At 71.7% G+C, this 19,184-nt stretch carries 15 protein-coding genes; 8 read left to right on the top strand and 7 right to left on the bottom strand.

The window, feature by feature from the left end; genetic code table 11:
• Nucleotides 1-15: 15 nt before the first annotated feature.
• From Pla163_RS08065 to lepB, 3 genes are all read right to left on the bottom strand, one after another.
• Nucleotides 16-465 (bottom strand): hypothetical protein, encoded by a 450-nt coding sequence (locus tag Pla163_RS08065; RefSeq protein WP_145186267.1) that lies wholly within the window; start codon nt 463-465, stop codon nt 16-18.
• A gap of 18 nt (nt 466-483) precedes the next feature.
• Nucleotides 484-1,233, bottom strand: a complete 750-nt coding sequence (locus tag Pla163_RS08060) for an SDR family NAD(P)-dependent oxidoreductase (protein WP_145186264.1) — start codon at nt 1,231-1,233, stop codon at nt 484-486.
• 68 nt (nt 1,234-1,301) lie between these two features.
• A complete protein-coding gene (gene lepB / locus Pla163_RS08055; protein WP_419186450.1) occupies nt 1,302-1,856 on the bottom strand; it encodes a signal peptidase I in 555 nt (184 codons plus the stop codon).
• 86 nt (nt 1,857-1,942) lie between these two features.
• Here lepB and Pla163_RS08050 point away from each other — a divergent pair, with 86 nt between their 5' ends.
• The 6 genes from Pla163_RS08050 to Pla163_RS08025 all read left to right on the top strand — a co-directional run bounded on the left by Pla163_RS08050 (nt 1,943) and on the right by Pla163_RS08025 (nt 11,824).
• Nucleotides 1,943-3,382 carry an alpha,alpha-trehalose-phosphate synthase (UDP-forming) gene (locus Pla163_RS08050; protein ID WP_419186449.1) on the top strand — a complete coding sequence of 480 codons (1,440 nt, stop codon included), beginning with the start codon at nt 1,943-1,945 and terminating at the stop codon, nt 3,380-3,382.
• Nucleotides 3,379-6,033 (top strand): trehalose-phosphatase, encoded by a 2,655-nt coding sequence (gene otsB, locus Pla163_RS08045; RefSeq protein WP_145186257.1) that lies wholly within the window; start codon nt 3,379-3,381, stop codon nt 6,031-6,033. The genes Pla163_RS08050 and otsB overlap by 4 nt, the downstream gene beginning before the upstream one ends.
• 141 nt (nt 6,034-6,174) lie before the next feature.
• Nucleotides 6,175-7,590, top strand: a complete 1,416-nt coding sequence (locus tag Pla163_RS08040; RefSeq protein ID WP_145186254.1) for a GGDEF domain-containing protein — start codon at nt 6,175-6,177, stop codon at nt 7,588-7,590.
• Nucleotides 7,587-8,939: an ABC transporter permease gene (locus tag Pla163_RS08035; RefSeq protein WP_145186251.1), complete on the top strand. Its 1,353-nt coding sequence runs from the start codon at nt 7,587-7,589 to the stop codon at nt 8,937-8,939. Before Pla163_RS08040 ends, Pla163_RS08035 begins: the two co-directional genes overlap by 4 nt.
• 9 nt (nt 8,940-8,948) lie before the next feature.
• Nucleotides 8,949-9,785 carry an ABC transporter ATP-binding protein gene (locus Pla163_RS08030; protein ID WP_145186248.1) on the top strand — a complete coding sequence of 279 codons (837 nt, stop codon included), beginning with the start codon at nt 8,949-8,951 and terminating at the stop codon, nt 9,783-9,785.
• Complete coding sequence (locus tag Pla163_RS08025; protein ID WP_145186245.1) at nt 9,782-11,824, top strand: CPBP family glutamic-type intramembrane protease; 2,043 nt, start codon at nt 9,782-9,784, stop codon at nt 11,822-11,824. Before Pla163_RS08030 ends, Pla163_RS08025 begins: the two co-directional genes overlap by 4 nt.
• Here Pla163_RS08025 and Pla163_RS08020 read toward each other — a convergent pair.
• Nucleotides 11,817-12,770, bottom strand: coding sequence for an EamA family transporter (locus Pla163_RS08020; protein WP_145186242.1), 954 nt, complete (start codon nt 12,768-12,770; stop codon nt 11,817-11,819). The genes Pla163_RS08025 and Pla163_RS08020 overlap by 8 nt on opposite strands.
• A gap of 538 nt (nt 12,771-13,308) precedes the next feature.
• Here Pla163_RS08020 and Pla163_RS08015 point away from each other — a divergent pair.
• Complete coding sequence (locus Pla163_RS08015; RefSeq protein WP_145186239.1) at nt 13,309-14,052, top strand: metallophosphoesterase; 744 nt, start codon at nt 13,309-13,311, stop codon at nt 14,050-14,052.
• Nucleotides 14,053-14,060: 8 nt separating this feature from the next.
• Here Pla163_RS08015 and Pla163_RS18925 read toward each other — a convergent pair whose 3' ends face one another.
• Nucleotides 14,061-15,200, bottom strand: a complete 1,140-nt coding sequence (locus Pla163_RS18925; RefSeq protein ID WP_419186448.1) for an SPASM domain-containing protein — start codon at nt 15,198-15,200, stop codon at nt 14,061-14,063.
• Nucleotides 15,201-15,335: 135 nt separating this feature from the next.
• On the opposite strand from Pla163_RS18925, the gene Pla163_RS18920 reads away from it, so the two are divergent.
• Nucleotides 15,336-16,583, top strand: a complete 1,248-nt coding sequence (locus Pla163_RS18920) for a class I SAM-dependent methyltransferase (RefSeq protein ID WP_419186447.1) — start codon at nt 15,336-15,338, stop codon at nt 16,581-16,583.
• Nucleotides 16,584-16,698: 115 nt separating this feature from the next.
• On the opposite strand, the gene Pla163_RS08000 is transcribed toward Pla163_RS18920, so the two are convergent.
• Together Pla163_RS08000 and Pla163_RS07995 are read right to left on the bottom strand one after the other, a co-directional pair.
• The gene (locus tag Pla163_RS08000) at nt 16,699-17,529 is read right to left on the bottom strand and encodes a Clp protease N-terminal domain-containing protein (protein WP_145186230.1); all 831 of its coding nucleotides are present in this window, start codon (nt 17,527-17,529) and stop codon (nt 16,699-16,701) included.
• Nucleotides 17,530-17,676: 147 nt separating this feature from the next.
• On the bottom strand, nt 17,677-19,176 hold the full coding sequence (locus Pla163_RS07995) for an FAD-binding oxidoreductase (protein ID WP_145186227.1): 1,500 nt from the start codon (nt 19,174-19,176) through the stop codon (nt 17,677-17,679).
• Nucleotides 19,177-19,184 lie beyond the last annotated feature (8 nt).

The following is a 19,184-nucleotide window of genomic DNA, read 5'->3' as shown; positions in this document are numbered from 1 at the left end:
GAATCGTCGCTCGCTCTAGAGGAGTCCGACCAGCAGGATCCCGCCCGCCCCCAGGCCGACGATCGCCACGCAGACCAGTGCCCGTCCCCAGCCGCTTCGCAGGTCACCGCGGCCGAGTCGGGCGCTCGAGGATCGCGCGGGATCGACGAGGACACGCTGCGGTCCGAGGCGCGCCGAATCGCTGCGCAGCCGCACCTCGTCCCGTGGATCGAATGGGCCGACGCGCGCGCGCGCGCGGGCGAGCCGCCTCATGAGATGGCGCAGTGAGTACCGCTGGCCGTCGACCACGTAGGTGAGTTCGGGATCCGCCCCTTCGACCTCGATCCACCCGGTGTCGACCCAGGTCCAGTCGCGCCGCTCGCGCCGGACCCCGAGCTCGCGCGCGGCACCGACCGCGGCCGCGACTCCGATCGCGAACGCGCCGAACGTCCAGAGCGGGTCGTCGACGATCGTGTCGAACAGCACGAGCGCGGGAACGTGAAGTCAGAGCATCCACCCGCCCGCGACGGGCAGGTCGACGCCGGTCACGTGCGCGGAGCGGGGCCCGAGCAGCCACTCGACGGCGTCCGCGATCTCCTCGGGTCGCCCGGTGCGGCCCGCGGGGATGCGCGCGAGCAGTTTCGGGTCGAGCGTGGCCGGGTGGGCGTCGTCGTGCGGTACGACCCCGGGCGAGACGGCATTCACGCGCACGCCGAAAGGTCCCTCTTCGACCGCCCACGAACGCACGAGCACGAGCAGCGCGCTCTTCGCCGCCGCGTACACTGCACAGTCGCGACGCGCGCGCAGGCCGGCGAGGCCCGCGACGCCGAAGAACACCGCGGCGCCGGCGGAAGCGGCGCGCAGGTGCGGGCGCGCGGCGTCGAAAGTGGCGATCGCGGTGGCCACGTTGCCGCTCCACATCTGCGCGGCGACTTCGCCCGCTCCGCCCGCGGGCGTCCGTTCGTCGAGCCGGCCCTCGTGGTACGGACCCACCGCGTGCACCAGCCGGTCGAGTCCGCCGTCCACCTTGGCGACGGCGTCGACCAGCGCGACCGCGGCGCCCGGTTCCTCGAGGTCCGCGCGGTGCACGCGCTTCGGCCCGAAGGTCTCGACGAGTCCGCGCGGTGCAGCTGGGCCCGAACGCCAGACCACGTGGACGCGGGCGCCGCCCTCGAAGAGGCGTCGCGCGCAGGCGAGTCCGAGCCCGCGGGCGCTGCCGGTGACCAGGACGACGGACTGCTTCGGCTCGACCATCCGCGCACGCTACCGCGCGCCGTGAACGGGCGCGAGCCGCAGATCCGCGCTCGCGCTCGCCGATCCGCTCAGTCGAGCAGGCCCGCGCGATCCGGGGGCCAGACCCGCAGTCGCACCCGACCGCGCAGGAGGTCGGCCGGGATCTGCCCGAAGTCGCGGCTGTCGCTCGAGTGCGGGCGGTTGTCGCCCAGGACGAAGCAGTGGCCCTCGCGCACGCGCGTCCAGACCAGCGCGTCACCGAGCGGCGACTCACCCGCCGGACCGAGGTCCGCGTAGGGCTCCTCGACGAGTTCGTCGTTCACCCACAGCCGACCGTCGGCGATCAGCACCTCGTCACCCGCGAGCGCGACGATGCGCTTGATGTACTCGAGTCCGGGCTCGATCGGCGAGCGCAGGACCGCGATGTCGCCGCGCCCGAAGTCGCCGATGGCGCGCGACCACGGCTCGACCAGGATGCGGTCGCCGTCGTGGATGCCGGGGGCCATCGAACGGCCGCGCACGACGGACAGATTGAAGACGACGCAGTACAGGAGCACGCTCACGCACGCCACCGCTCCGCCGTCCTTCGCGAGGGTCCGCAGCGCTCTGCGCAGGCGCGATCCGCCCCTCGTCCGTCGCCGCATCAACTCCGACATGGGACCCCCTTTCGGGTTCGCGGCCCGCCAATCTGTTGTCCTGTGGCGAATCCCTGCACTAGCCTCGTCGCGCCGTGACCGAGGAACCACAAGCGAAGGGCAGGCCCACAAGCCCCGGGGAACGGGGCAAGCAGCTGGTCGTCGTCGCCAACCGCTTGCCAGTCAGTTGGATCGAGCGCGAGTCCCCGGGCCGCCAGTACGGCTGGGAGACGAGTCCGGGCGGGCTGGTCTCGGCCCTCCTGCCCATCCTGCGCGAGCGCGCCGGGGCCTGGATCGGCTGGTCCGGGGCCGCGGGCCAGGCGCCCGAACCGTTCGACCACCAGGGCATCCGGTTGCGGCCGGTGCAGCTGTCGGCCGAGGAACTCGAGCTCTTCTACCTGGGCTTCTCGAACGCGACGCTCTGGCCGCTCTACCACGACTCGGTGCGCTTCCCCGAGTTCCGTCGGAGCTGGTGGCGCTCGTACGTGGACGTCAATCAGCGCTATGCCGAGGAAGCCGCGCGCTCGCTCGAGGACGGCGGCACGGTCTGGGTCCACGACTACCAGCTGCAGCTCGTCCCGGCCGCCCTGCGCGAGCGTTGCCCGAACGCCCACATCGGCTTCTTCCTGCACATCCCCTTCCCGCCCGGCGAGCTGTTCGCGCAGTTGCCCTGGCGCCGCCAGTTGCTCGAAGGCCTGCTGGGCGCCGACGTGGTGGGTTTCCAGACCGAACTGGGGCGGCGCAACTTCGTGACGGCGGCCGTGCGCTACGCCGACGCGCGCCGCATCGACGACGAGGTCCTCGAGTGGCGCGGCCGTCGCATCGTCGCGCGCAGCTATCCGATCTCGATCGACTTCACCGCGTTCGCCGAACTGGGCGCCGATCCCGCCGTTCGCTCGCGTTCCGAGGAGATCCGTGACCGCCTGGGCCGCGAACGCAAGATCATCCTCGGCGTCGACCGACTCGACTACACGAAGGGGATCGACAAGCGACTCAAGGCCTTCGAGACCCTTCTCGCGCGACGGGTGAACAGCGACCTCCCGAGCCCGGTGCTGGTCCAGATCGCGGTCCCCAGCCGCGAGCTCATTCCCGACTACGCCGAGATCCGCGAGCGCGTCGAGTCCTACGTCGGGCAGATCAACGGCGAGTACGGAACGCTCGGCCGCGCGCCGATCGAGTACCACTACAAGAGCATCGACCAACGCGAGCTGGCGGCCTGGTACCTGGCCGCCGACGTCCTGGCCGTCACGCCCCTGCGCGACGGGATGAACCTCGTGGCGAAGGAGTACCCCGCGACGCGCGTGGACGGCGACGGCGTGCTGGTGCTGTCGGAGTTCTGCGGGGCCGCCCACGAGCTGGTGGACGCCCTCTTGGTGAATCCGCACGACGTCGACGGCATGGCCCACAGTTTCGAGCGCGCGTTGTCGATGGACGAGGAGGAGCGCCGGACCCGCATGGGGAGTCTGCGCGACCAGATCGCATCCACCGACGTCTACGCCTGGGCGGAGGGATTCCTCGAGGACCTGAACAGGTGACCCGGACCCAGACCCCCACTCCCGCCGTCGACCCCGCGCTGCTCGCCCGTCTCGAGGCCATCGCGCAGGTGCCGGTGCTGTTGGTCGCGACCGACTTCGACGGGACGCTCGCACCGATCGTCGAGGACCCCGCGGCGGCGACGGCGGATCGCGAGGCGCTCATCGCTCTGCGCCGACTCGCGTCGCTCGACCAGACGCACGTGGCGATCGTGTCGGGTCGCAGTCTCGCGGACCTCGTGGAACTCACGGGCGATCCGCCCGACGTGCGCCTCGTCGGCAGCCACGGATCGGAGTTCGAACCGGACTTCGCCGGCACGCTGCCCCCAGCGACCCTGGCGCTTCGCGACCGACTCGAGCGCGAGCTCGCGACGATCGCCGAGCGCTTCGAGGGCGCCCAGGTCGAGGAGAAGTCGGTCGGCGCGGCCTTCCACTACCGGCGCGTCGAGAGCGGTCAGCACGAGGCGGCCCGAGCGGCCGTTCTCGACGGTCCCGGTCGACTGGACGGCGTCCACGTCCGCAGCGGCAAGTGCGTCGTCGAGCTGTGCGTGGTCGCCACGCACAAGGGCACGGCGCTCGAGACCCTGCGCGGACGCGTCGGAGCGAGTGCCGCGGTGTTCGCGGGCGACGACGTGACCGACGAGGACGCCTTCGCGACGCTGCGCGGACCGGACCTGGCCGTGAAGGTGGGCCCGGGCGAGACATGCGCGCCACTGCGCGTCGCGGACACGCGCGCGATCGCGAGGATGTTCGCGATCCTCTTCGAGTTCCGCGCCGCGTGGCTCTCGGGCGGCGGTGCCCCGCCGATCCAGGAGCTCACGCTGCTCTCCGACCAGCGCGCCGTGGCGCTGGTCGAACCGCGCGGCCGGATCAACTGGCTCTGCGCACCGAGCATCGACAGCCAGGCCGTGATGTGCGAGTTGCTCGGCGGTGCCGCGGCCGGACACTTCACGATCCGCCCCGACGTGGACGGACCGAGCGCCGTCGTCGGACGGACGACCTACGACGGCGACACGCTGATCGCGCGCACGCGCTTCGACGCCTTCGACGTGGTCGACTACTTCGACGCCTCGATGGGCCGCCCGACGCAGCGCCCCGGTCGGACCGACCTGGTGCGCGTCGTCGAGCCGCGCGCGAACGCCGGTGGAGCCAGCGACGCCGCGCACGGCCGCGCGGTCGTCGAGTTCGCGCCGCGCCTCAACTACGGGCGCCACGCCACACAGCTCGACGTGGTTCCGGGAGGCCTCGTGGTTCGCGGTGCGCTCCAACCGATCGTGCTGCTCGCACCCGGCGTGGAGTGGACGCTCGTCACCGAAGGCGTGCACCGAACGGCGCGGGCGACGCTCGATCTTGCGAACGGCCCGGTCACCTTCGAACTGCGCTTCGGCACGAACGGACTCGAACAGAACCCCGTGCCCGAGAGGCGGCGCCGCCAGCGCACGGCCGCGCACTGGGAGGTGTGGGCGCGGCAGCTCGAACTTCCGAGCGCGCTCGACGACAGGCAGCGCGCCGCGGTCCTGCGCTCGGCCCTGACGCTGCGCGCCCTGTGCCACGGGCCGACCGGAGGCATCGCGGCCGCCGCGACGACGAGCCTGCCCGAACACGTGGGCGGCGTGCGCAACTGGGACTACCGCTTCACGTGGGTCCGCGACGCGGCGCTGTCGGCCGACGCGCTCGTGCGACTCGGCAGTCAGAGCGAGGCCATGGCCTACCTCGACTGGCTGCACGACGTGCTCTCGCGCTCGAGCGGCCCGGAGCAGCTGCGACCGCTCTACATGGTCTCGGGCCAGGACGTGGACTTCGAGGCCGAAATCGGCGAACTCGCGGGCTACGCCGGCAGTCGCCCCGTGCGCATCGGCAACGCGGCGGCCTCACAGGTCCAGCTCGACGTGTTCGGTCCGATCGCGTCCCTCGTGTACGAACTCGGCCTGCGCGGCGCGCCGTTGTCCTACGAGCACTGGCGACTCGTCGAGGACATGGTGCGCGCGGTCGAACGGCGCTGGGACGAACCGGACCACGGCATCTGGGAGATCCGCAAGGCGCCGCGCCACCACGTGCACAGTCGCGCGATGTGCTGGCTGACGTTGGACCGCGCGATCGCCCTGGCCGAACGCATGGGCGAGCGAAGTCCTGCCTCGTGGACGGAGCTGCGCGAGCGGATCAAGGCCGAGATCCTCGAGCGCGGCTACGACCCGCAGCAGAACGCGTTCACCGCGGCCTACGACGGCGACGACCTGGACGCCGCGGTACTCCTGCTCGGCCCGATCGGACTGATCGATGCGACCGACCCGCGCTTCGTCGGAACGATCCGCGCGATCGAGGCGGAACTCCTGCGCGGTGCCGATGCCGGGCACGGGCCGACCCTCTTGCGCTACGACTCCGACGACGGCCTACCGGGCACCGAGGGCGGGTTCCACATCCTGACGCTGTGGCTGGCCGACGCGCACCTGTGCGCCGGCGATCGCGCGCGGGCGCAGGAGCTGTACGAGGCCGTGGCGCGCGCGGCGGGAACCAGCGGCCTGTTGTCGGAACAGCTCGACCCGACGAACGGTTCGGCGCTGGGCAACCACCCCCAGGCCTACTCGCACCTCGCGCTGATCGGAACCGCGCTGCGCCTGTCCGGCGGCTTCGACGCGCCCGGTCCGGGCGCCTGAGTTCGGTCCACGCGCGCGCCGCCGTGCGCCGGAACCGATCGAGGCGACGGTTCGCGTTTCGCGCCGCGGAGACGCCACCCGAGTCTTGGAGCCGAGTGCGTGCTGCACCGCCCCCGGGGCCTGCTACCGTCCTCCCCGTCCATGAACGCTTCGCGCGACACCACCGATGGGGAGCACGACGGCCACGCGCGCTCGCGGGTCGCTGCTCTGCGCGCCGTCCTCGCGATCGGGGTGTCCGTCTTCGCGATCGACCTCTGGCTGCCTTCGAGCCTCGTGCTCGGCAGCCTCCTGATCCTGCCGGTCCTGGCCAGTGCCTGGCTCCAGAGCCCGCGCTTCACCAACGTCGTCACGGTCGCCTGCGCGTTCGCCGGGATCTTCGGCGCGGTCATCGGCCTGGGCGGCGGCGCGACGAGCCCACCCACCACGGTCGCGCTCCAGATGGCCTGCTCACTGTTCGTGATCCTGGTGTCGGGCCAGCTGGCGCTGATGCGCATCCGCAGCGAGGTCCGGCTCGACCGCAGCCGCGAGCTGGTGGCGACGGCCCTGCGCAGCATCGCGGACGCCGTGGTCACGACCGATCGCAACGACCTCGTGACGCTGGTGAACGGGCCGGCCCAGCAACTGCTCGGCGCCGACGCGGCCGCCGCTCGAGGGCGCCCGCTCGATCGCGTCGTGCGCCTCGAGCGCGACCCGCAGACCATGACCCCGGCCGATCCGCGCGCGCCGCGGCGCCGACTCCTGGTGGTGACGGAGGGCGGTCAGGAGATCCGCCGCCCCGTCGAGGTCACGTCGTCGCCGATCGTCGGCGTCCGCGGCGAGGACTTCGGCCGCGTCCTGGTCCTGCGCGACGCGAGCGACGTGGTCGCGTTCGAGGAGCGCATGCGCGAGCTGGCCTACCGCGACGGACTGACGGGACTTGCGAACCGCCGCTCGCTCGAGGAACGCCTCGACCTCGAACTGAAGCACGCGCGCCGAGCGCGCGTGCGCCTCGGCGTCCTGTTCCTCGACCTCGACAAGTTCAAGGCGATCAACGACACGTACGGTCACCGCGCCGGCGATCAGCTGCTGGTCGCGGTCGGCGAACGACTGTCGGCCGCGCTGCGCGAAGCCGACACGGTCGCGCGCATCTCCGGTGACGAGTTCTGCGTGCTGGTGCCCGAGGTCGGCAGTCGCGAGGACCTGGGCGTGGTCGCGAACAAGTTGCTCGACGCGGTGGTTCGCCCGGTCGTGCTGGAAGGCGTGGCGGTCCCGATCTCGCCCAGCATCGGCGCGGCGCTGTACCCCGACGACGCCGGCAGCGCCGATGAACTCCTGTCCTGCGCCGACGCCGCGATGTACCGCGCGAAGGGCCTGGGCGGCGCGGGTTGGGCCGTGCACGACGGCGCGACCCAACGCTGGTCACCGGCCGCGCACGCCGCGGTCGAGGACCCCCGCCGCCGACCGAACGACGCGCGCAGCAGCGCGAACGACGCGCCCACCGCGCAACGGACGCCGGCACCACACGAGGGCGCCACCACGGGCAACTCGATCGAGAACGGAACGAGGAACGACCGATGAGCCTCTCCGCCTGGATCCGCGTCGCGCGCACCGTTGCGGCCAAGGAACTGCAGAGCGCGTTCCGCGACCGTCAGACGCGCATGTACACGCTGCTGATGCCGCTGGTCATGTATCCGGCGATGTTCTGGGTCGCGCTGCAGGCGTCGACGCTGGTCGACGGCCTGCGTTCGGCGCGCACGGTCGAGATCGAGGTTCTCGCCGATCCCGGTGCGAAGGCGCGCGCGAACGCGTTGGTGACGGCCTTCGAGACCGACGCTCGCGAGCGGGCCGAGCTCGAGAGCCTCGCCGCGAGCGGTGGCGCGTCTGCCGCCGGAGAAGAGGCCGCGCCCGACGGCACCACCGCGCCGCCCCCCACGCTCGACGCGGAGTTCGGACCGACGACGCTCTACCACCTGGGCACGGGCACGCTCACGGAGCGCCTCGACGCGGACGCCGTGCGCGGTGCGGACGCCCTCCTGCGCGTGCCCGCCGAAGGCCCCGTCGAGCTCTACTTCGACGCGTCGCGCTCGGCCTCGCTGCTCGCGAAGGATCGCGTCGAAGCCGCGCGCGAGCGGGTGGTGGCCGCCGAGCGCGAACGCCTGCTCGGCACGTCCGTCGACGCGCTCGAGCCCTTCGCGTTCGTGGCGCGCGACGTCGCGGCCCCCGAGGCGCTGGGCGCATTCATCCTCTCGACCATGCTGCCGCTCATGCTGATCGCGATGGCGACCATGGGCGCGTTCTTCCCCGCCGTCGACGTGACCGCGGGCGAGCGCGAGCGCAAGACGTTCGAGACCACACTGCTGCTCCCGGTCCCGCGCAGTGCGGTCTTCTCGGGGCAACTCGCGAGCGTCGGAGTCGCCGCCCTGGCCGCCACGGCGATGAACCTGGTCGGCATGACGCTCGCCGCCAACCACCTGCTCGGGATGCTGACCGACTCGGTGCAGTTCTCGCTGCCCGTCACGACGGTGCTCCTGATCCTGCCCGTGATGCTCGCCTTCGCGATCTTCCTGTCCGCGACGTTGACGGCGGCCGCGGCGTTCACGGACACGTTCAAGCAGGGACAGGCACTGCTCGGCTCGGTGCAGATGATCTTCATCCTGCCCGCGCTCGCGAGCACGCTGCCGGGCGTCTCGCTCACCTACGGCATCGCCGCCATCCCCATCGTCGGCACCAGCATCAGCCTGCGCGAGATCCTGCGCGCGGGCGACGACCTCTCGGCGCTCCCGCTCGGACCGCTGCTCGTGAGCCTCGCGGTCTCGCTCTTGGTCGCCCTCGCCGCGGTGCGGATCGCCGTCCACGCCATGCAGACCGAACGCAGCGGCGTCCCGCGCTGGGTCGCCAAGTTGACCGGTGGCGCCGCGCGCGCCTGATCCCCCACCATGTCGAACACACCCACGCCCGCAGCCGGGACCCAGAAGGTCGCCGTCGTGACGCGCGCCCTCGCGAAGAGCTACGCCCACCCCAGCGAAGGCGAAGTGCGCGCCCTGTGCGGCCTCGACCTCGAGTGCCGCTACGGCGAGATCTTCGGACTGCTCGGGCCCAACGGCGCCGGGAAGAGCACGACGCTGCGGATCCTGGCCACGACCCTGCGCCCGTCGAGCGGAACGGCGCACGTGGACGGCATCGAGGTCCAGGAGGACCCGGACGAGGTCCGGCGGCGGATCGGGTTCCTGTCGGCCACGACCGGCCTCTACCCGCGCCTCGACGCGCGCGAGACCCTGCGCTACTTCGGCACGCTGCACGGCCTCGCGAAGGACCGACTGGAAGAACGCATCGAGGAGCTGATCGAGACCTTCTCGATGGGTGCGTTCGCGACCCAGCGCTGCGAACAGCTGTCGAGCGGCCAGAAGCAGCGCGTCAACATCGCGCGCGCGGTGCTGCACGACCCGGACGTCCTGATCCTCGACGAGCCGACGACCGGACTCGACATCCTCGGCACGTCCGAGATGATCGACTTCATCCAGTCGCGACGCGACGGCCGCCGCTGCGTCCTGTTCTCGACCCACGTGCTGTCGGAGGCCGAGCGACTGTGCGACCGCATCGGAATCATCTACGGCGGAAACCTCCTGGGCGTCGGCACGCTCGACGAGCTGCGCGAAGCCACGGGTGAGCGCTGGCTCGAGGACATCTTCCGCGCCTTCGTCGCGCGCGCGCGCGGAGCCGCTCCGAACGCGCCGTTCGCCGGCGCCGCCGCCGCGGATCGGAGCGACGCGTGAGCCTGGACCCGCGCTTCGTCGCCGTCCTGTCCTGCGAGCTGCGCAGGCTCCTGCGCGACCGCCGTGCCCTGTTCATGGCGGTCGTGCTGCCGATGCTCCTGTACCCCCTGTACTTCGTCGGGGCGAAGGCGCTCGGGGCCGAGGCCGAGCGGCGCATGGAGACGCAGGAGGTCACGCTGCTGGTGGACCTCGGCGCGCTCGACACGGACCTGTTCGAGGCGCTCGACGAACAACTCGACGGCGTCGAACAGATGACGACGGTCTTCGCGGTCTTCGAGCCACCGGTCACCGCCGACGACGAGGACGGCGCCAGCCCCGACGCGCAGTGGCTGTCGGAGCGCATGGAAGCGGTCCACGAGAGCGCGACGGGTTGGCTCGTGGCCGAACGCGGCCCGGACGACGAACTGGCCCTCGTGCTGTGGCACGACGGATCCAGCGAGCGCGGCCAGGAACTGCGCTCGCGACTGCGGAGCACGCTGGCCGAGTTCTCGGACGCGTTCGTCGATCGCGAGCTCGAGCGGCGCCTCGACGTCGACCCCGACCTGACGCTGGCGCTCGAGCCCCACGACCGCGCCGAACCCGCGGACGCCGCCGGCGCGAACTTCGGCCGTTTCCTGCCGATCGTGTCGGTGATGATCCTGATCTCGGGCGGTGCCTACGCGGCGCTCGACGCCTTCGCCGCCGAGCGCGAACAGGGCACGCTCGAGACGCTGCTGGTGCAACCGGTCCCGGTGCGGATCGTGAGCTGGGCCAAGTTCTGCGCGGTGGCCCTCTCGGCCGGAGCCGCGCTGCTCGGCAACCTCGGCAGTCTCGTGGGATCGGCGGCGGCCGGCATCGTGCCGTCGGGCGTCGAGGGCGCGGACGTGGGCGCGGCGCTGCTCGGCCCGCTGTTCGCGGGACGCCTGTCGCTCGCGCTGCTGCTCGGTCTGCCCGGAGCGCTGCTCGTGGCGGCGGTGCTGTGCGCGCTCTCGGCCCGCGCCCGCACGTATCGCGAGGCGCAGACGATGATCCTGCCCCTGTCGATCGCGGGACTCGTGGCCACGGCGCCGGCCACGCTGCCCGGTGTCGAACTCGCCCCGACGCTGGCGGCGATCCCGCTCGTCGGCACGTCGCTCGCGATGCGCGAGGCGCTGGCGGGCAACCTCGGCCTCTTCCCCGCTCTCCTGTCGGTGATCTCCTCGGGCGCCGCGGCCTACTTCGCCCTGGCGCGCGTCGGAACGTTGCTCGACCTCGAGAGCGTGCTCCAGCACGGCGACACGGAGACCGAGTCGGCGCTGCGCCAACGCCGCGCGCGCCGCGCCCTGTCGACCGGCTGGGCGGCGGTCTTCCTGATCTACTTCGTCGGCAGCTACCTGCAGGCGCAGTCGTTGGTCTACGGACTCGCGACGACGCTCTGGGTGCTCGCGGTCGGCCTCGCGCTCTTGCTCGCGCGCGCCGAGGCGAAGGACGACGGCACGTCGCTCGCACGACCGCTCGGCCTCGAGCGGCCACCGCTCGCGAGCCTCGCCGCGATCCCGTTCGCCGTGGTCGGTCTCGCCGGACTGGCCGGCATCCTCCTCGCGTGGCAGTCCCAGGTGCTCCCGCTGCCGCGCGGGTTCGGCGGTGAGATCGATCAGCTCGTCGAACTCGGCCCGTGGATCGGCCTGTTCCTGCTGGCGCTCACGCCCGGCGTCTGCGAGGAGCTGCTGTTCCGCGGCTCGATCCAGTCGGGGATGATGCGCGACTGGACGCCCGTGCGCGCGATCTTCTGGCAGGCGCTCCTGTTCGGACTGGCGCACGCGTCGATCCACCGCTTCCTGCCGACCTTCACGATCGGAGTCGTGCTCGGCTTCGTGCGCTGGCGCACCGGGTCGATCCTGCCGGGCATCGGGATCCACGCGCTGTACAACGGACTGCTCGTCGCAGCGACGGCCGGCTGGTTCGCGGACGACGTGGTCCAGCGGCTCCAGCTGGTGGACCAACCGCTCGCCGCGCTCGCGCTGCCCGTCGCCCTGGGCCTGGTGTGGAGCGCGGGGCGCGCGCGCCGTCCGCTCACGTAGCGACGAGCGGCGTCGCGAACCAACCGAACGGGTCGACGAGCACGAACAGCCCGCAGAAGGCGATCGCGCTGCCGATCCAGGCCTTCGCGCCGTAGCGCTGGCCGAGGAACAGGCCGATCGGCAGGGTCCACAGCGGCGTCGTACCGAACAGCACGCTCGAGATCCCGGCCGGCAGCGTGCCCATCGCGTAGGTGAACAGCGGCAGGTTCAGAACCGCCGCGATCAGCGCCGCCACCGCGAACGGCCCACGCAGACCCTTGCGCAGCGGAGTGAACAGCGCGGGCACCGCTCGGCGTTCGCGGCGCGCCCCGTCGCGCAGACCGGCGATCAGGAAGGCGCCCGCGACCCCGCCCGCGAGGCGCGCCACGTTGGCCATCATGAAGAACGCGAACGTGCCGTCGCCGTCGGTCATCGCACCGCGACCGGCGATGATCGCGAAGCTCTGGGTCAGGGCGGCTCCGGCCGCGAGTGCGAAGCCGAACACCGGCCGAGGCGCGCGCGAGGCGTCACCGCCGCCGGCCTTGCCCAGCAGCACGATGACGATGCCGGTCATGACGACGGCCATCGCGACCAGGGCGCGGCTCTCGAGCACTTCGCCCAGCACCAGCCAACCGAGCAGCGCGGCGGCCGGCGGGATCAGGTTCCCCGACAGGGCGGCGATCTGAACGCCGCACAGGGGCAGGGCCGCGAAGTACAGCGCGTCCCCCACCGCGAAGCCGAGCAGGCCGGAGAGCAACAACCACCCGCTGTCACCCGCGTCGAGCAACGGCCAGCCGAGCGCGAGCGCCAGGGCGCCGAAGATCGCGAGCGAGAGCGCGTTCTTGTAGAGGTTCGCGGCGGGCGCACCGACCTCGCGGTGCCGCACCATGAGGCGCGCGAACAGGTGCGAGCCGAAGGCCCAGGCGACGGCCGAGAAGAGTCCGGCGAAGAGGGCGAGCGGGTCCACGTTGGGTCGATCTCACGGACGAGGACGAGCGCTGCGAACACGCGCGCCGCCAGCGGGGCGGGTTCCAGCTGGCTCGATCGCCGCTGGTGCGCGCGGAACGCACCGCGCGTGGAAGCCGTACGCCGAGGAAGCCGTCATCAACGGAGCGCGCCCGCCCCGACGGCGCCGTGCGGCGAGCGTTGGACGGGCGCGTCCAGGGACGGGCCTCGTGGTCGTGGCCGCTCGAGAACGGTCGACCGAGGAACAGGCAGGGATCGGCCGGATCAGCCGCGCTTGCCGTTCTTCTTGGCAGTGAGGTTCTTGCCGGAACCCATGCCCAGCATCTTGAGACGTCGACGGCCGCGGGTCGGGCCGCCGGCCTTGTTCTGGGACTTCGCCATGGGATGAACGTGGTGCTGTGGAGGATCCGCTGGGACCGTCCGGTGGTCGGGGTCGGGCCGGTGTGGCCCGCGATCGAGCCGAAGACGGTAGCGCGCCGGGCGGCCTGGCACAACCGAAAGGGAGCCTCTCCTATGCTCCAGACCCCGCGAGGGACCCCATGACCGCTCGACGCATCTTCATCGGCGACATCCAGGGCTGCCGTGAGGAGCTGGAGACGCTTCTCGAGCGCTGCCGGTTCGATCCGGCCACCGACGTCCTCCACCCGGTCGGCGACCTGGTCAACCGCGGGCCGGACAGCCTCGGCGCCCTGCGGCTCCTTCGGGAGCTGGACGCCCGACCGGTCCTCGGCAACCACGACCTGCACCTCTTGCGGACGGCGGCCGGGCGGCGCAGCCTCGCCGCCGGCGACACGCTCGACGAGGTCCTCGGAGCCGACGACCGCGACGAGCTGCTCGACTGGGTGGCCGCACAGCCGTTCCTGCGGGTCTTCGACGACCTCTACCTGGTGCACGCTGGCTTGCATCCGCGCTGGAGCGATCCGGCCGCCGCCCTGGCGGGGCTCGATCCGCTCGAGCGCCACCCGGCCAGCGACTTCGCCACGCGCGTGCGCCTGTGCGACGCGGACGGCGCCTTCCCGCCCCCAGCGGCCGTCGGCAGCTCCCCCGCCGAGCCGCCGGCGGGGTTCGCGCCCTGGGACGCCTACTTCCGCCCCGCGGACCACGGCGAGCGGCGCGTCGTCTTCGGGCACTGGGCCGCGCGAGGACTGGTGCGCACGGAGGCGGTGATCGGACTCGACACCGGCTGTGTCTGGGGCGGCTCGCTCACGGCCTGGATCGCCGAGGAGCGCCGCATCGTCTCGGTGCCCGCGCGGCGCCAGTGGCAGCAGCCGGACCGCGACTAGACCGGCGACTAGACCGGCGAGTTCGCGCCGTCGCCGTCGCCCGCCCGGCGCCGCTGCTCCTCGAGTCGCCACTTCGGCGCTTCGAGCACCGCACAGCCCACGCAGGGCTTCGGGTAGTCGCCTTCGAACATGCGGCGGCGCAGGTCCTGCATCACCGGACCGTTCCAGACCGCCTCGAGGCCCTGCTCGAACACGTTGCCCAGGTACAGCTCCTCCGGCGCGCGACAGCACGGGAAGGCGCGGCCGTTGGGTTCGACCTCGAGGTAGGTCATCACCATCGGGCAGAAGCCGACGAACTCGTTGGCGAGCTCGGTCTGCATGAGTTCGAGTCCGCGCGCGTTCGTGAGGCGCATCGGCACCTCGCTGTTCGTGAACTCGCCGCCAAGGCTGGGGCGCATGTTGAAGAGCAGCCCCACGCCGCGTTCCGCCGCGCGCACTTTCATGCCTTCGAGGCGCTCGGCGATGTAGCTCTCCTCGTGGCGGCCGAACGGATTCATCTCGTCGAAGTGCGTCGAGGTCGGCAGGAGTTCGAGCACGGAGACGCGCTGCACGCCGAGGTCGGCCACGTAGTCGACGAACTCGCACAGCTTCTCGAGCACGTCCTCCACGAGCACCATGTGGAAGATCACGGGCACGCCGACCTCGCGACAACGGGCCACGGCGTGGCGGCTGTTCTCGACCACCGTCTCGAAGATCGCCGGCGGGCGCACGCGCTCGAAGACCTCCTTCTCGTGGCTGTCGAACGAGATGGTCAGGCGGTGCAGGCGCGGGAGGATCTCGTCGAGTTTCTCCGGCGTCAGGAGCATCGCGTTGGTCGTGATGTCGAGCCACACGTTCTGCTTCTCGAGCAGGTCCCAGTACTTGTGGAACGGGACCAGCAGCGGCTCGGACAGCGCGATCGGCACCCAGCTCGAGGCGGTCTCGAACACGTCCTCGAGGAACGGACGCTGGAGCTCCTTGGGCGTGTTGACCACCGGCGGCTCGTCGGCCTGGGGGCACATCGGGCAGCGCAGGTTGCAGGCCGAGGTGGTCGAGTACTCGAGCTGCGAAGGACCGGCCTCCCACACGACCTGCTTCTCCGCCAACGCCTTCGTGAGGCGGACGAAGTTCGAGATGTCGCGTTGGTGCTTGGGGCGCGGGTCGCTCATGGGCCGGGGAAGGATACCCGTTGAGAGGTGCACGGGCCCGCCCGGCGAAGCGCTGCTCGCGAGCGTGGTCCAGCTCCGGACGCGGCTCCGCGTCCTCGGCGGCGAATCGGTGTCCCTACCCGTAGAATTCGCGCCATGAGCTGCCCCTCGGACCCCCAGGACGACCCGCGACCGGCGCCGCTGGGCGAATTGGACCTCGACGACGTCCGCGTCCACCGCGCCCTGCGCGACGCGACGATCCGCACCCTTTCGCACAACATCGGCTACGTCCGCGGTTGGTTCTTCGAGCTCTTGGAGCAGCGCTACGGCCGCGAGGGATTCGCGTCGGTGGCGAAGCTCGACCTCGACGAAGACACGCTGCGCGCCTGGTTCGAGGACTGGGTGCAGCGCACCATCGCGTCCGACGAGCGCTTCGGCCGCCGCTGGCTGGCGGAGATGATGGAGACCGAGGCCGGACGCGCCGCCCAGGCCCTGGCCACGCGCGACAAGGTGGCCTTCGGCGACTGGACGCGGGCCTTCGCGCTCGGCGGTCGGTCGGAGGGCGGCGGCCATCTCCCGCCGCCCGCCCAGCACGTCGACGGCCTCGGGCACGCGGACCTGCCGCGCGGCGTCGAGACCCGCGCCGAACTCCTCGAGCGCGTGGTCGCGGACACGGCGCCGCTGCCCGACACCGCCCAGCGCGAGGGCTACCACGGGCCGCGGCACTTCGACTTCTGGATGAGCGGGCTCGAGGACTACCTCGCGATCGAGAGCGTGCTCGCGCGCCACGACGCGCCGCTCGCCGCGGGAGCCCGCGTGCTCGAGATGGGTTGCGCGTCGGGGCGCGTGCTGCGCCACTTCCTGTTCCAGCGCGACGACCTCGAGGTCTGGGGCTGCGACATCAACGGCGGGCACGTGGACTGGCTCGGACAGCACCTCCCCGAGCGCACGCGGATCTTCCAGAACACCGTGCTTCCGTCCCTGCCGATCCCGGACGCGTCGCTCGACCTGGTCTACGCCTTCTCGGTCTTCACGCACATCGACGAGTTCGAACGCAGTTGGATCGCCGAGCTCGCGCGCGTGCTCGCGCCCGGCGGCTTCGCGTATCTGACCGTGCACACCGAACACACCTGGAGCATCGTGGAGCGCGCGGGTGCGCTGATGAGCGACCTCGTGCGCATGCGCGACCAGATCAGCGACTACGACGTGGGTCCGGAGCTCTTCGCCGGCCCGCTGCCCAAGGACCGCACCGTCTTCCGCTGGACCTCGGCCCTCAGCAACAACACGTCCGTCTTCTACTCGACGCGCCACATCCGTCGGGCCTGGGGGACGTTCCTCGAGATCGTCGAGATCATCCCCGAGGGCGCCGGGTACCAGGACGTGGTCGTGCTGCGCAAACGCTGACGCGAGCGGTCGAGCGCACGCGTGCTCGACATGTAGAACGCGGCCCGCGCGAACCTCGTCGGTTCACGCGGGCCGCGTTCGTTCGGGGCGACCTCTCGCGAGGCCAGCGACGACCTCAGGCCTCGTCGCCCGTGGACGCCGCCACGGCCGCCGGCTCGGCCTGGTGGTCCTCCGCGCGCAGCGTGCGCAGCAGTTCGGCGCGCACCTCCTCGCCGCGGACACCGACCTTGAAGAAGACGTTGCTCGTCATGCGGTCCTCGTCCTCGAGCAGGGCGAGGAGCAGGTGCACGGTGCCGACCTGACCGTGACGCAGCTCGCCGGCGACCTTGCGGGCCCGGGCGACCACGCGCTGGGCGGACTCGGTCATGCCGGCCATCGACGCTCCGGCTCCGCCACCCGCCCGCTGTTGGGCGGCCTGTTCGCGCTGGGCCTCGGCGGCGCGGCGCTTGGCCTCCTCGTTCTGCGGAATGACCTGGAGACGCGCCATCAGCGCGCGGCCGAGGACGTCGCGGGACGAGCCCACCTTCTGCAGGGCCTTGTCGACGTTGGAGTCGGGCGTCTGGATCAGACCCAGCACGAGGTGTTCGGGGCGCACGTGGCCGTGGAGCATCTGGCCCGCGGCCTGGAGGGCGGCCTGGAGGGCGACCTGGATCGCGGCCTGGGCGGCCTGGCCGACCGGCATCTGCTCGGGCGGCGCTTCCGCATCGCCCATCCCGGAGACCTCGTCGAGCGCCGACTGCAGGGCGGCCTTGTCGAGCTCGGCCGCGGTCAGCACGCCGTCGACGCCCTCGAAGTTGCCGGCGAGGATCGCGCCGAACAGGTGCTCGGCCTCGAGGCCCTCGCGCTTGGTGCGGACGACCTCGTCGCGGGCCGTGTTCATCACGGTGCGCGAGTCGTTGTCGAAGAACTCGAAGAGGCTGCGTTGCTGGGGCTGTTGGTCGTTCATTGGCTCGAATTGGAGGCGGTTCGGGCGAGCAGGGTAGCGACGAGGTCGCGCGGGCTGCCACCTCCAAGTGGCCCAAGTCGTGGCTGCGCGCGGTCGGGACCCGTGCGCCGGGCCACTCGGACCGTTCGCCTCGCGCGGAGTGCCGCCTCAGCTGCGGAAGAGCCGCCGGTAGAGCTGGGTCTCGAACCGGCCGTCGGGGTCGAGACGTCCTTTGAGCTCCTCGAACGCGGCCACCCGGTCCGGGGGCAGGAAGCGGCGCGCGGTGCCCGGCGGCAGCGTCAGATCCTTCGCGAAGTAGAAGCGTCCGCCGGCTGCGAGCACGATCTCGGTCAGGTCGCGGCAGTGGTCCCAGAGTTCCTGGCGCCGCTCGGGACGGACCTTGAAGTCCATCGCGAAGCTGTAGCCGTCGACCGCGTGCGTGAGCCAGAACGGGTCCGGGCGGTGGCGCTTGAACACGCCGAGGTAGGGCACGATCCCGCGCTGGTGGCAGCGCTCGAGCAGCGCCTCGTAGGTGGCGAGCGCGGTCTCCTTCGGCACGAACGACTGGAACTGGATCAGACCGCCGGGGCCGTAGGCGAGCTTCCAGTCCGGCACGTAGTCGAGCAGGAACGCGAACGCGGCGTGCGGCTGGCGGAAGGGCGCCTTCTTCTCCTCGAGTCGTCCGGCGGTGTACTTCGAAAGGTTGAGCAGCGGCATCCCGAGGTCGTTGCAGATCGGACGCAGGAAGCGCCACACCTGGCTCTTGGGGAAGCCGAGGATCGAGCTCGGCAGCTCCTGGTGCGCGAGCCGGCAAGTGGCCTCGGGATCTTCGTCCTCGCCCGGCTCGAGGTAGCGCGCCACGTGAACGAGTCCGCGCCCCAGGCCGAGACCGCGACCGAAGCAGTCGATCCAACCGACCAGGTAGTCCGCGTTCGCACGCTCTTCCTCGAACTGCTCCAGCATGTGGCGCAGGTTGCGCGACGAACGCGCGTGGACCTGGAGCTCGCCCGAGTGCACGCGCTGGGTGCGGATGCGCACGCGCGTCATCACGCCCAGCATCCCGAACCCACCGATCGCGGCGTGGAACAGGTCGTCGTTCTGCGAGCGCGAACAGGTGACGAGCTCGCCGTTGGCCAGCACCAGGTCGAACGCTTCGATCGCGTCGCCGATCGTGCCGACCTTGAAGTTGTTCTTGCCGTGGATGTTCATCGCGGCGGCGCCGGCGATCGTGGGGAACATCGTGCCGCTCACGACCTTGGGCCAGTAGCCGCGCGGCAAGGCGTGCCGCCACAGCTGCGCGATCGTGACCCCGCCCTCGAGCTCGGCGACGCCGGTCTCCGCGTCGAAGTCGAGCACCTGGTTCATGCGCCCGATGTCGAGCACGTGGCCGCGCGTGTTCGTGGAGGCGTCGCCGTAGCTGTTGCCGCCGCCGCGCAGACACACCGGTTCACCCGCGCGCCGCGCCGCCGCCAGCACCGCGCGCACCTCCTTCACCGAGGTCGGGCGCAGCACGCGGCCACGCGAGCCGACGGCGCGCCCCCAGCCCTCGACGTACTCGTACGAGCGCGCGACGCGGCGCAGCGACTTGCGCGACTGCCCGACGCCGTCGGCCCACCCCGAGAGGTCGGCACTCGCCCGCAGGCGTCCCTTCTTGATCGAACCCGACATCCGCTGCG

It is taken from the genome of Rohdeia mirabilis (assembly GCA_007750655.1).
GTDB lineage: Bacteria > Planctomycetota > UBA1135 > UBA1135.
This window is presented reverse-complemented; position numbering and strand designations above follow the sequence as displayed.